Origin of the sequence: Variovorax sp. V118, from assembly GCF_041154445.1 — a bacterium.
GTDB classification, from domain to species: Bacteria; Pseudomonadota; Gammaproteobacteria; order Burkholderiales; family Burkholderiaceae_C; genus Variovorax; species Variovorax boronicumulans.
Genome location: NZ_AP028663.1, coordinates 3,022,034 through 3,034,952 on the forward strand (window position 1 = coordinate 3,022,034; position 12,919 = coordinate 3,034,952).

Annotated in this window: 10 protein-coding genes and 1 pseudogene; 4 read left to right on the forward strand and 7 right to left on the reverse strand. The window is 68.5% G+C overall.

Features of this window, described 5'->3' with window-relative positions:
* Positions 1–57: 57 nt before the first annotated feature.
* Positions 58–645 carry an NAD(P)H-dependent oxidoreductase gene (locus ACAM52_RS13995; RefSeq protein WP_369647364.1) on the reverse strand — a complete coding sequence of 196 codons (588 nt, stop codon included), beginning with the start codon at positions 643–645 and terminating at the stop codon, positions 58–60.
* Between the two features lie 160 nt (positions 646–805).
* Between ACAM52_RS13995 and ACAM52_RS14000 the strand changes: the two genes are divergently transcribed.
* A complete protein-coding gene (locus ACAM52_RS14000; RefSeq protein ID WP_369647365.1) occupies positions 806–2,065 on the forward strand; it encodes an MgtC/SapB family protein in 1,260 nt (419 codons plus the stop codon).
* 99 nt (positions 2,066–2,164) lie between these two features.
* Here the strand turns inward: ACAM52_RS14000 and ACAM52_RS14005 are convergent.
* Positions 2,165–3,943, reverse strand: a pseudogene (locus ACAM52_RS14005) (adenosylcobalamin-dependent ribonucleoside-diphosphate reductase); the annotation flags it as partial.
* Between the two features lie 436 nt (positions 3,944–4,379).
* Here ACAM52_RS14005 and ACAM52_RS14010 point away from each other — a divergent pair.
* Positions 4,380–5,210, forward strand: a complete 831-nt coding sequence (locus ACAM52_RS14010; RefSeq protein WP_369647366.1) for a universal stress protein — start codon at positions 4,380–4,382, stop codon at positions 5,208–5,210.
* 35 nt (positions 5,211–5,245) lie between these two features.
* Here the strand turns inward: ACAM52_RS14010 and ACAM52_RS14015 are convergent, their stop codons facing one another.
* A complete protein-coding gene (locus ACAM52_RS14015; protein WP_369647367.1) occupies positions 5,246–5,728 on the reverse strand; it encodes an RT0821/Lpp0805 family surface protein in 483 nt (160 codons plus the stop codon).
* The gene (locus ACAM52_RS14020) at positions 5,722–7,131 is read right to left on the reverse strand and encodes a phenylacetate--CoA ligase family protein (protein WP_369647368.1); all 1,410 of its coding nucleotides are present in this window, start codon (positions 7,129–7,131) and stop codon (positions 5,722–5,724) included. Before ACAM52_RS14020 ends, ACAM52_RS14015 begins: the two co-directional genes overlap by 7 nt.
* Before the next feature lie 145 nt (positions 7,132–7,276).
* On the opposite strand from ACAM52_RS14020, the gene ACAM52_RS14025 reads away from it, so the two are divergent.
* Together ACAM52_RS14025 and ACAM52_RS14030 are read left to right on the forward strand one after the other, a co-directional pair.
* Entirely contained in the window at positions 7,277–9,967 is a 2,691-nt protein-coding gene (locus tag ACAM52_RS14025) for a GNAT family N-acetyltransferase (protein WP_369647369.1), read from the forward strand.
* Between the two features lie 196 nt (positions 9,968–10,163).
* Entirely contained in the window at positions 10,164–10,589 is a 426-nt protein-coding gene (locus ACAM52_RS14030) for an Hsp20/alpha crystallin family protein (RefSeq protein WP_369647370.1), read from the forward strand.
* Positions 10,590–11,135: 546 nt separating this feature from the next.
* On the opposite strand, the gene ACAM52_RS14035 is transcribed toward ACAM52_RS14030, so the two are convergent.
* From ACAM52_RS14035 to ACAM52_RS14045, 3 genes are all read right to left on the reverse strand, one after another.
* Positions 11,136–11,576 (reverse strand): universal stress protein, encoded by a 441-nt coding sequence (locus tag ACAM52_RS14035; protein ID WP_369647371.1) that lies wholly within the window; start codon positions 11,574–11,576, stop codon positions 11,136–11,138.
* A gap of 102 nt (positions 11,577–11,678) precedes the next feature.
* Positions 11,679–11,945 (reverse strand): hypothetical protein, encoded by a 267-nt coding sequence (locus ACAM52_RS14040; protein WP_369647372.1) that lies wholly within the window; start codon positions 11,943–11,945, stop codon positions 11,679–11,681.
* A 176-nt stretch (positions 11,946–12,121) separates the two neighbouring features.
* Positions 12,122–12,772, reverse strand: a complete 651-nt coding sequence (locus ACAM52_RS14045; RefSeq protein ID WP_369647373.1) for a BON domain-containing protein — start codon at positions 12,770–12,772, stop codon at positions 12,122–12,124.
* Positions 12,773–12,919: the final 147 nt, after the last annotated feature.

Sequence of the window (12,919 nt, forward strand, 5' to 3'; positions counted from 1 at the left end):
GCGTGCCGGATGCTTGAGAAAACGCAAGGAATCCCCGCGTGGCCGCGAGGACGAACCTTAGCGGCCCTCGCGCCCCATCGCTTCGAAGCGGCGCAGCCACTGTCCACGCTGGGCGTCGCTCATGCTTTCGACCAGGCCGACCAGCGTTTCGTGGACCGGCGCAATGCCCACGAAACCGAAGATGTTGCGCTCCAGCGCCTTCAGGCTGTGGGCGCGGAAGTACCAGCGGTAGACCAGCGCAGGCATTCCCATGGTCACGACGATGCGCGCCGAGCGGCCCGTCAGGAGCTTGGCGCCTACGTGGCCCTGCGCCGGGCGCGCAAGCGCGAACCCGGGGCGAAGCACCTGCTCGAGGAAGCCTCTGGCAACGGCCGGCATGCCGCCGAGCCACAGCGGAAAGAAAAGCACGATGTGCTCGGCCCACAGGATCGAATCCTGCGCGGGCTGCAGGGTCGCAGGCACAGCCTGCGTGTCCCAGGCCGCCTTGCTGCGCAGCAGGGGAAAGTCCAGTTCTGCGATCCGGATGAGCCGCACCTCGTGGTCGCCCGCCTGCGCACCCGCTGCGTAGGCGTCGGCCAGTGCGTGACCAAGATGCGAGGCCGACGCATCCGGGTGGCCCTGCAGCAGGAGGAGTCTTCTGGACATGGTGTTCGGCCGGACAACGCGGCCCTGGAGCGGCAGATGGAACCATCCTGCGCACCGCGCCCTCACCCTGCTTTGCGAAAGATCAAGCCCGCGTGCCCGGGCGACCGGCCGCGCGGGCGCGGCGTCTTGACGCGGCGTCGCCTGGCGCGACACTGCCGGCATGAACACGCCGCGCCCACCGGAAGCGATCGTCGGCCTGGCCGTGGCGCTGGGCATCGGCCTCATCGTCGGCATCGAGCGCGAACGCCGCAAGGGCGATGGCGACCGGCGGGAGGCGGCGGGCTTGCGCACGTTCGCCATCGCCGCCTTGAGCGGTGCCGTGGCACAGTGGGTGCCGGTCCCGGCGCTCGCTCCCATCGGCGCAGCGCTCGTCGCGGCGCTGGCGCTCGTCTCGCACTGGAAGAGTCGATCGCGCGACCCGGGCATGACCACCGAGCTGGCCCTCTTCGCCACCTACCTGATCGGGGTGCTGTGCGTGGTCGCGCCGTCGCTCGGAGCCGCCTGTGGCTCCGGCCTGGCACTGCTGCTGGCGGCGCGCCGCAGGCTGCACCGGTTCGCCACGCAGCTGCTCAGCGAGCAGGAGCTTCACGATGGCGTCCTGCTGGCCGCGCTCGCCCTGATCGTTCTGCCGTTCATTCCATCCCGGCCGATCGAGATGCTGGGCGGCATCGCGCCCAGACCGCTGGCGGCGATGGTGCTTCTGATCATGGCGATCCAGGCCGCGGGACAGGCCGCAGCGCGCTGGCTCGGCGTGCGCGGCGGCTTGCTGGGCGCGGGTTTCGCATCGGGGTTCGTCTCGAGCACGGCCACCGTCGCCTCCTTTGGCAACCGTGCGCGCGAGCAGCCTCAGCACACCGCGTTGCTGGCCGGCGCCGCGGCCCTCTCCGCCGTGGCCACCTGGGTGCTGGCCCTGACCATGACGGCCGCGCTGTCGCCGCCAGCCGGCCTCGCGTTGCTGCCGGTGGCGCTGGCCGGTGCGGCCGGCGCAGCAGCGGTGGGCCTTCTTCCGCTGCTGTCGCCCCCGCCGTCCGTCGCGCCCGAAGCGCCCGCGAGCACCCGCAGCGCGCTGCGCCCGCGCGAGGCACTTGCCGTTGCCCTTGCATTGGCGATGGTCGCGTTGCTGGTGGGCACGGCGCAGCGGCACTTCGGTGACGCCGGCCTGCAGATCGGCGTTGCGCTCGGGGCGCTGGTCGACGCGCACGCGCCGGTGGCCTCGCTCGCCTCGCTGCACGCGGCCGGCACGCTGTCGACCGACCGTTTCGTCATCGGCGTGCTCGTGGCCATCGGGACCAACACCCTCGCGCGCTGCGCAGTGGCACTGGCAACCGGCGGCAGCCGCTACGCGCTGCGCGTGGCAGCCGCCCTGGCGACGAGCCTGGCCTGTGCATGCGCCGCCGCCATCTGGCTTGCCAGGCCGTGACGCCGCCACATGCGCGCGGTCTGCGGGGATCGCGCGACGTCAGCCCGACGCGACGGGCGTCGTGCACCCCTCGCACGTCGAGCGCGGCCGTATCTCCTTCAGCACTGCGCCAAGTCGGGCATTCGGCCGGTATGTCGTCAGGCCCTTGAGCCCGCGCCGCCAGGCGTTCATGTACAGGTCCTTGAATTCCTCGTAGGCGCAGTCGGCGGGCACGTTGACGGTCTTGGAGATGGCGGCATCGATGAACGGCGCCACGGCCGCCACCATCTCCACATGCGCGCGGGCGCTCATCTGCAGCGCCGCGACGAAGGCCGGGCCCAGTGGCGCCTGGGGCCCCTTGAGCCGGCGATACAGGCGCAGCGCATGGTCCTCGACCGCGTACTCCTCGATCCCACCCTCGGGCAAGCGCCTGTGTCGCGCGAAGGTCCAGGCGTACGCCGGCTCGATGCCATTGCTCGCGTTGTCCGCGAACGCCAGACTGATGGTGCCGGCCGGCGCGATCGACAGCAGGTGCGAGTTGCGGATGCCGTGCGCACGAATCCGCGCCTTTTGCGGCTCGGGCAAGCGCGAGGCGAAGGTGTTTCGGCCCAGGTAGGGATCGGCGTCGAAAAGAGGAAAGGCGCCGCGCTCACGGGCAAGTTCGCACGATGCGGCGTAGGCCGCGTCCCGCAGCAGTTGGGCGATGCGCTGCGCGGCGTGGCGCCCCTCGGCAGCGTCGTAGCGCAGGTTGAGCATCACCAGCGCATCGCCCAGCCCCGTGAAGCCCAGCCCGATGCGCCGCTTGCCCAGCGCCTCCTGGCGCTGGCGCTCCAATGGCCAGGCGGTGACATCAAGCACGTTGTCCAGCATGCGCACGGCCACGCCCGTCAGGCGCGAGAACCCCTCCTCGTCGAAACGCGCGGCCGGCTCGAACGGATCTTTCACGAAGCGGGTCAGGTCGATCGACCCGAGGCAGCAGGCCCCGTAGGGCGGCAGGGGCTGCTCGCCACACGGATTGGTGGCCACGAGCGTCTCACACCAGGACAAGTTGTTGTCGACGTTGATGCGATCCAGGAACAAGGCACCGGGCTCTGCGTGCGTGTAGGCCGATCGCATGATCCGGTCCCACAGTGCCCGCGCGGACCGGGTGCCGTACACCCACAGCCCGTCGCCGCGCCGATGCTGGGCGTCGGTGCGGATGCGCGGCCCGGGCGGGGCCCGGTGCACCAGCTCGACGATCCGGTCGTCGCACACCGCCTGCAGGAAGGCGTCCGTCAGCCCCACCGACAGGTTGAAGTTGGTCAACCCCGCGTGGTCCTTCGCATCGATGAAGTCCTCGATGTCCGGATGATCGCAACGCAGCACCCCCATCTGGGCGCCGCGTCGCGAGCCGGCCGATTCCACGGTCTCGCAGGAACAGTCGAACACCCGCATGAACGGCACCGGACCCGACGCGCTCGACTGTGTGCCCGCCACCCAGGCACCGCGCGGGCGGATGCGGGAGAAATCGTAGCCCACGCCACCGCCGCGGCGCATGGTCTCAGCGGCTTCGGCCAGTGCGATGTAGATGCCCGGATGCCCTTCGTCATCCCCGGTGATCGAGTCGCCCACAGGCTGAACGAAACAATTGATCAGGGTGGCGGCCAGCGCCGTGCCAGCCGCCGAGTGGATGCGCCCCGCGGGCAGGAAGCCGTCTTGCAAGGCCTGGCGAAAGCGCAACTCCCAGGCCTGACGGCCCTCAGGCTTCTCGGCCTGAGCCAGCGCGCGTGCCACGCGGCGATGGATGTCGTCCACGCAATGCTCGCCCGCCCGAGCGTATTTCTCCATCAGCACGTCTTGGCTGATTGACTGCGCCGGCAGCGCGCCAGGAAGCGGATGGTCGACGGTATCGCCTGTCATGGACATCCCCCGGGAATTCATGTGTGGCCGCCCATGATGAGCGCATGCCCTCTCACAGCCTTGATCCAGCGCAAGACACCAGAGATGGCGAACTTCTAGAGTGAGTTCACCCGCATCGCATCTACATCGCACGACACTGCCGGCGCGAAGCGCCACGCATCCAAGAAGGTACAAGGCATGGCACGCAGTTATCGAATGCCCGACATCGCCGTCCGGATTCCTTTCGGGACCACGGAACCGGGGCGCATCGCCCTGCTTCGCTCCGCCGGCATCCCGCTGGACGCACGGGGGCACCTCCTTCGAGGCTTCCTGCACGAGCGAGGGCCCGCCAGATTCGGCGCCGACTCGACCTGCCGCTGGTTCGACACCGCGGGCACGGCATCCGCATCGGCCGCGGCGGCCCCGGGGCCCGTGTCTGCCACGCAAGGCCTGTGAAATGAACTCGCTGCGTTCGATCCTCGTGCACCTGGACGGCACCGAGCGCGCCGAGGTGCGGCTGCGCCTGGCGCATCGCTTTGCCGCCGTGCACGAGTCGGCGTTGACCGCGTTCTTCGCCGTATCTCCGAGCGTGCTGGCAGTGCTTCCGATAACGGGCGGGCTCCCGCCCATGTCCATGGCCGGCGAGATCGACCGCGAGCACCGGGCCCATGCCGCGGCCGTGTTCGAGCGGCTTCTGCAGGATCAGCCCAACCGCAGCGACTGGCGCGAATTGCGCGGCGAGCCTGTTATAGAGCGCTTCATCCGCGGCGCGTTTACCTGCGATCTCATGGTGCTGGGACAGCGCAACCCGCGGGACACCGCCGGCTTCGACGTGCCTGGCGATTTCGTCGAGGCGGTCGTTCTGGGAAGTGGCAAGCCGGCGCTGGTCGTCCCATCTGCCGGCAGGGTAGGTCCAAGCCCGCAGACGGTGCTGGTCGCCTGGCGTCCGACGCGCGAATCGGCCCACGCCCTCAGCACCGCCGTCCCCTTGCTTCGATCGGCGAAGGCGGTCCATCTGGTGGCGTCTTCGGACCGTGACGACCCCGTCGCACCGATCGCCCGGCTGCGGGACTACCTGCGCCTGCACGGCATCAAGCAGGTGCAGGAGCATCGGCCATTGGAAGGCAGGCATCAGGGCGAAGCGTTGCTCTCGCTGGCAGACAAGCTCGGCGCCGAACTGATCGTCATGGGCGCCTACGGTCACAGCCGTGCGCGCGAGCTCGTCCTTGGAGGGGTCACCCGCACGGTACTGGAAGCAGCCACGGTCCCGGTCTGGATGGCGCACTGACCAGACTGAGCCACGGCCCACGCCCCTGCCCGGCGTCAGCCGCGGACGCGCCAGGAACCGTCGGCCTGACGACATGCGCTGGCGCCGATGCTGTCGGGTCGTGCGCCGGCCACCACCTCGAGCTTGAAGTCGCGGCACTGGGAGCCGGCCCGCGCGAAGCTGTGCGTGGGCGTGAACACGAAGCTGTTGCCTGTCTCGTGATTGCGCCAGGCCGAGGGCTTGCCATCGGACGCCGTGTCCAGCGCGATCGCCGCACGGCGCCGATCGCTGTCGTCCATTGCCCTGGCTGCCACGCTGCCCGGCGCAGCGCCGGCGAGCGCGCCCGTGAGCAGGCTGCCGGCCGGTGCGCGCTCGGGAAACCCTTGGCAGGCCGCCAGTGCCAGCACGGCACTCGAAGCGAAAAGAACATGCACGAACTTCATCGGCTTCTCCTGGGCGCGGCCCGGTCGCTCCGGCGCGGGGAAGCAAACCGCGCGATGGTGCAGATCGCGCCAACCGAAGGCCTTGCAGGTCAACATGGCGGCCACGCTGCGTCGGACTGCGAGATCACCCGCCGGATTTTGCCGCTGCGCCCGTACTGGGCGCTTTGCCCGCCGCGGCAATGGATGTGGATGCCCTGCGCGCCCTGCCCCTCGAGAAAGGCCGCCAGCACGGTGTGCGCCTTGCGCAGCGTCCTGCCGGCCTTTTCCCCCTGCCCGCGGGTCTTCAGCAGCAGGTCGCGCGGCCCCTGCTGCACCAGCTGGAAGTCGAACAACCCCGCTTCCTCCTCGAGCACCGTGCTCACGGCCAGCGGCACCACCTTCACCGCCGGCATTCCGGCCGCGCCCGCCAGGCGCAGCGTATCGTCGTCGCGCCCCCGCACGTCGATGGCCGGCAGATGCGAGCCGCAGTCGCAGCACGCCTCCCGAAGGGTGACCCGGTCGCCCAGGTCGTAGCGAATCAACGGTTGCAGGTGATTCGCCAGGTTGGTCAGCAAGGTCGTGACGCCGGCATGGCCGGGCGGCACGCAGCGGCCATGCGCATCGATCGGCTCGAGGATCGCCCAGTCGCTGTTCAGGTGCAACACACCCAAGGGGCACTCGAAAGCCAAGGACAGAAACTCCGATGCACCGTAACTGTTGGCCACCGGGCAGGCAAAGGCGTGCCGCACGAACGCACGGCTGGCGGCCGACAGCGTCTCGCCGCCGGTCCAGATCTCGCGCGGCGCCGCCCTCAGGCGGCCGGCCTGCCGTTCCTCCGCCAGCAGCACCGCGGCACTGGGATAGGTGGCCACAACCGTCGGGGCGAAAGCATCGAGCTCGGCGCACAGCCTGTCCAGCGGCTGCAGGAAGGAAAAGCCCTGCAGACGCTGCGCGAGGCCCGGTTGCAGGCGCCGCAGGCGCTCAACCGACACCGTGCTGGCGAAATGCCCGTCGGTCGCACCGACGAAAGCGATGCGTTCGGTGAGGCTCCATGGGTCGAGCAGACGCTCGACAGGTCGCAGTTGCGGACGGCGCAGCGCCTCCAGGGCGTCATACACCGCCATGGCCCTCGCATCCTGCACGAAGATCGCAGGCTCGCCAGTGCTGCCCGAGCTTTCCCACACGGTGTAATGGCCGAGAAAATCCGCCGCGATGTTCACAGGATCGGCAACGAAGCGGCGCAGCGCCTGCAGCGAGAGCGCCGGATCGGCCACCCAGCCCTCGAAGTCGCGCATCAACTCAGCCTTGTGCGACACAGGCAGATCTTCCAGCCGCACCGTGGCCGGATCGCAACCGGCCAGCAGGCGCCGATACCTCGGCGAGTGCACGGCCGCACTTGCAAGGAGTGCGGCGAGGCGCTGCGCACGCAAGGCGGCAAGCGATTCGGCCGAGGCCTGCGTGGCCATCGACACTTCGGCCGCGACCACGTACGCGCGCCACGGATCAAATGTCGGCGGCATGGAGCGCGACCTGAGAGGAATGGGCGTGCATGAGGGAGTCCTGCGAACCCAGATCTTGCACCTGCGCCGTGGCGACGACTTGACGTTTATCAAGCCATGGGCCGGTACTGCCCGGCACCATGGTGCGACCACTTCGGAGCTTGTCTTGAGCACTCGCCATCTCGACCGCCTGCTGTCGCCGGCTTCCGTTGCCGTATTCGGTGCATCCAATCGGCCCGGCAGCGTCGGCGCGACGGTCTGGCGCAACCTTCGGGCCGGCGGCTTCGCCGGACCGGTCTACGGCGTGAACCCGAAGCACGGCGCGCTCGATGGCGTGCCGATCTTCTCCAGTGCGACACACCTGCCCACCGCCCCCGATCTGGCGTTGATCTGCACGCCGGCGGCCACCGTTGCGCCGCTGGTCGCGCAGCTGGGCGCGCTGGGCACCCGGGCGGTGGCGATCATCACGGCCGGGCTGAGTGCGCAGCACAAGCAGGCTGCGCTGGAGGCCGCCCGCCCCTACACGCTTCGGCTGCTGGGCCCCAACTGCCTGGGCCTGCTCAGCCCCCACATCGGCCTGAACGCCAGCTTCGCGCACACGGATGCCATCGCGGGCGACATGGCCTTTGTTTCGCAGTCGGGCGCCCTAGTCACGGCGGTACTCGACTGGACGCGCAGTCGCGGGGTAGGTCTGTCGCACCTGATCTCCTTGGGCGACCACTGCGACGTCGACTTCGGTGATCTGCTGGACCACCTGGCCAGCGATGCGCACACGCGCTCGATCCTGCTGTACGTGGAGTCGATCGAATCTCCGCGCAAGTTCATGTCGGCCGCAAGGGCGGCCGCACGCAACAAGCCGGTGATCGTGGTCAAGGCCGGGCGCGCAGGCAACGGCGTCAAGGCCGCGGCTTCGCATACTGGCGCACTGGCGGGTTCGGACACCGTCTACGACGCCGCCATCAGGCGCGCCGGCATGCTGCGCGTGGACACCCTGCAAGAGCTCTTCATCGCTGCACAGACGCTGTCGCGATTCCGCGCCAATCGACACGACACGCTCACGGTCATGACCAATGGTGGTGGTGCCGGCGTCATGGCCGCCGATGTGGCGGCGCGCGAAGGCGTCATGCTTGGCGACCCCGGCGCGGATCTGCAGTCCCGTCTCAACGCGGTGCTGCCCTCGCACTGGTCGCATGCGAACCCCATCGACATCATCGGCGACGCGCCGGTCGAGCGCTATGCCCAGACGCTGTCCGCACTGCTGGCCGACGACTCGGCCGGGGCGGTGCTCTTCATGCATGCGCCGACAGCCATCGTGCGCGCCGAAGACATTGCGCGCGCCTGCCTGCCCCTGGTGCGCGGCCACACCTCGCGCGTGATGAGCGTCTGGCTCGGTGGCGACGCGGTGGCGCAGGCGCGCAAGCTCTTCGAGGACGCCGGCGTGGCCGACTACGCCACGCCCGAAGAGGCGGTGCACGCCTTCGCGATGCTGCAGACCTACCGGCGCAACCAGGAGAGCCTGATGGAAACGCCCAGCGCCGGGCGCAACGCCGTGCCCGACCGCACCGCGGTCCGCGCGACGCTGGATGCCGCGCTGGCCGATGAGCGCGAATGGCTGGGCGAGCAGGAAGCTAAGGCGCTGCTGCAGGCCTACGGAATCGAGACCGTGCCCACACTGGCTGTTGCGGCAACGGCCGAGGCGGCCGTCGAGGCCGCTCGCCGACTGGGCTATCCGGTGGCACTGAAGATTCTCTCGCGCGACATCACCCACAAGTCGGACGTGGGTGGCGTGCGGCTCGGACTGTGCGACGAGGCCGCCCTGGGCCATGCGGCGCGCGAGATGCTCGAGGCCGTGCAGAACGCCAGGCCGCTGGCCCGGATCGATGGCTTCACGGTGCAGCGCACCGTGCACCGCCCGCATGCACAGGAACTCATCGTCGGCGCGAGCATCGACAGCGTCTTCGGGCCTGTGATCCTCTGCGGCCAGGGCGGCACCGCCGTCGAAGTGGTCAACGATACGGCCATCGCACTGCCACCGCTGAACCGCGCGCTGGCGCGCGAACTGGTGTCGCGCACCCGTGTTGCGCGCCTGCTCAAGGGCTTTCGAGACCATCCGCCGGCCCGGCTCGATGCACTGTACGACGTGCTCGTCGCGGTGTCGCAGATGCTCGCCGACCTGCCGCAGCTGGCTGAACTGGACATCAATCCGCTGTGGCTGGACGAGGACGGCGCACTGGCGCTCGACGCGCGCGTGCGGGTGTCGCGCACGCCGGTGGGCGGCGCCGAACGTTTCGCGATCCTGCCCTACCCCGCGCAATGGGTGCGTGCGCAGACCTGGCGCGGCCGCGAAATCGTGATCAGGCCGATCCGGCCCGAGGACGAACCTCAGCACGTGCGCTTCATCGCGTCACTGGATCCCCAGGACACCCGTTTTCGGTTCTTTTCTCCCCGCAAGGAGTTGCTGCACAGTGAGCTCGCGCGCCTGACCCAGATCGACTACGACCGCGAGATGGCCTTCATCGCCGAGGCCACTGATGCACAGGGACAGGCCCAGACGCTGGGCGTGGCCCGTACGGTGAGCGACCCTGACAACGTGGAAGCCGAGTTCGCGATCGTCGTGCGCTCCGACCTCAAGGGCCAGGGGCTGGGCAGGCTGCTGTTCGAACACGTGATCGAACATGCGCGCCATAGAGGCATCGAGCGGCTGGTGGGCCTCGTGATGCGCGAAAACACCCGCATGCTCAAGCTCTCGGCCGACATGGGCTTCCAGGCCGACCCGCAAGAGCCGCCCGCATCGGGCCTTCGGCGGATGGTGATGCAGCTGAAGACATCGGCAAGCACCTCGCACGCGTCGGCCTGAACCCGCCAAGGCGCTCCAACAGGTAGCGAGCGCCCCCGGGCGATGTCTTCGTTGCGCCGCAGTTCACCAGCCCCCGCCCAGACCATCACTTTCCCCGCCTTCACGTCACAGCACGCTCGCTTGATCCAGCGCAACGAAGACGGCGACGCGACTGTCTAAATTGAAGGCCCCTCAACTCATCCATGGAGCACCGCGCATGAACACCGCACTGTCCCGCCTGGACCGTATCGAGAACCTCTTCCCCGAGATGCTGCGCCGCTGGACACGGCCGCTGCAGCTGCTCGACGACACCGAACTGCCCGCAGACATCCGCGTCGACGTCACAGAGAACGACAAGGAATACCTTGTCACCGCCGAGATTCCCGGCGCGAAAAAGGAAGACGTGCGCGTGTCGGTTGACGGCAGCTATGTCTCGATTTCCGCCGAGATCAAGAAGGACGAGGAAAAGAAACACGGCCGTTCCATCGTCCGCGAAACCTACCACGGCAGCGTGTCGCGCGGCTTCTCTCTGACCAGTGAAGTCGACGACAAGAAGGCTGTGGCCAAGCTCGAGGATGGCGTGTTGCGCCTGACGCTGCCCAAGCGCGCAGGCGGCAACCACAACATCCTGAAGATCCAGTAGCCACGGCCCCGGTCTTCGAAGGGGCCCGGCGCCCAACTGCCGGCATCGCCCATTGCGACCATGTGCGCTTCGGCACGGGTGCGGGCCACAGGTACGCAATGGACCGAACACCCTCGCCGCTGCGCTGCCGACAGCTGGCCGCGAACGTGCTCACGCGCTGGACCTTGCACACACCCTGGGCCACGCGTATCGGAAGATGAGATGGCCACCTCGAAATGGGATGGCCTCCTTGCCCGGATGCCCCGACGAAGTGCCCCCGGGGTGCCTGGCAGACCACGGACGCGCTACAGCGACACGGCCGCTTGCGCGTCGGCCTCCTCCCCTGCCGCAGGACGGTTCCGTCCCCTTCGCACCGTTCACCGGTCGGCATGCCCCCCGACCTGCGCGCCGGCGTGGCGGCGACGCGCACCACCCGCGGCCTGACCACGTCAACGATCCGAGGGCCTGCGGGTCTTGCTGAGCGGCGCTCGGCCCCCGCACGAAATGGCGCGCGCATCCAAGGATGCGGGCCATCGTCGTGGCCGCAAGGCGGCCCGGCCATTCGGCTCAGCCGACAGCGGCGGCCGCCTCGTTCGCCGTCGCATGCACGAGCATCACGGGAACCGTTGATCCGCGCACGATCCGCTCCGCACAACTCCCCAGCAGGACCTCGCCCAGGCCGCGGCGGCCATGCGTCCCGGCGACGATGAGGTCGGCCCGCCATGTTTTCGCCTCTTCTGCGACGAGACTCTCCACCGTCCGGCCTGCCTCGTCATAGAGCACGGTCTCGACTTCGACCCGCGCGCGGCGCACACGATCGGCGTTGCGCATGAGCAGCCGCGCCGCCTCCGCCCGAAGATCCTCCATTCCGTCAAGGCCATAGCTGGCCTGCGCGACGGAAAGCTCGTCGATCGCATGGAGCAGCCGAATCTGGCCCTTCAGCGGTCCGGCAAGACGGATCGCTTCCTCGACACCACGCATCGATGCCGGGCTGCCGTCGATGGGCACGAGTATTCGTCGATACACAAGCTGCTCCTTGCCCTGCACGGGTTGCCGTGATCCGCAACGCAGGCGCTCGCCGGGGCAAGGGCGCCGCCAGGGATGTGAAATTCAGCGCCGGGCAGCAAGAAAGCCGACGACCAGCGCTGCCGCGGCTGCGATGCCTATCGCACGATACGGATGATGGTGAATTGCCTCGTCGGTGTATGCGGTGGCTTCACGCGCCTTGCGCATCGCACCGGCCTGAAGCGCATCGGCGCGTGCGCGCGTGCGTTGCAGTCCATCCTTGATCTGCTCGCCAATGGCGAAGCTCCCATGCGAGGGCCCGTTCGATTTGTCGATCGATGCAGTGACGGCCTCGGGAGTCATGCTGTTCATGGTTTCATCCTTTGCTCAGTTGCGTTGCGTGCCGATCCATTCTGGATACATGCTTCGGCCATGGACTTGAGATGCATCAATCCAGTGGACGCGAGGAGCAGCTCATGCTCGACCTCGCGTCCATGGACGGCGCCGACGCCCTTTTCTGAAAGGGCCCCGGTCGCCGTTGGGGAACATCAGACCACCCTGAGGTCGTTCTGTACGCTCGCGATGCCGGGCGCAGCCCATGCCGCCCCTTGCGCCGCCAGGCGTTCCGCCCAGGAATGAACGGTTCCGCGCAGAACGGCTTTGGAGCCACTGACCGCCACCTCGATGCGCTTGGATTCGTCCAGGGCATGGCGCTCCAGTGCCTCGCGGATGCGAATCGAGATGTCGGCCGGCGTCGCGTGCACTTTCAGCGTGATGTTGTTGGCAACACCGACGACTCCGATCAGCGACTGCACGGCGCGCGCAGCTGCACGGCGCTGGAAATCCCAGTCGACCTCGCCCTTGAGCGTGACCCACCCCTTTTCCACACGCACCAGGATGCCGTCCTTGGGAATTTCCGAATGCCACTTCAGCGCCCCTTCGGCCGCCTCGGCAATCTCGGAGTCGCTGCGCTTGTGACCGGGGGCCAACTTGACGTCAAGCTCCACGGCCAGCGCCTGAACGCCCTGCACCCGTTGCACGATGCGTTCGACCGCGTACTTCTCGGCATGGGTTTCCAGGTGTCCTGTCAGCGTGACGACACCGCTCTTCACGGCCACGCCGACGTTCGTCGCGTTGACCGAGGGATCCCACTCCAGTTCGTGGGTCACGTCGGTCTTCAACTGTGCATCTGTCTTCATGATTTTCCTTTCGGTCATGCTCAAACACGGATACATGCAGGAGCGCGATCCGCTCCTGCGTTGACTTCGGAACGACCACGCATTCGGGCCTCCCGAACGGCGGATCGTCTGGCGGCGTCGATCCGGATCAATTGCGTAAGCGCAAGG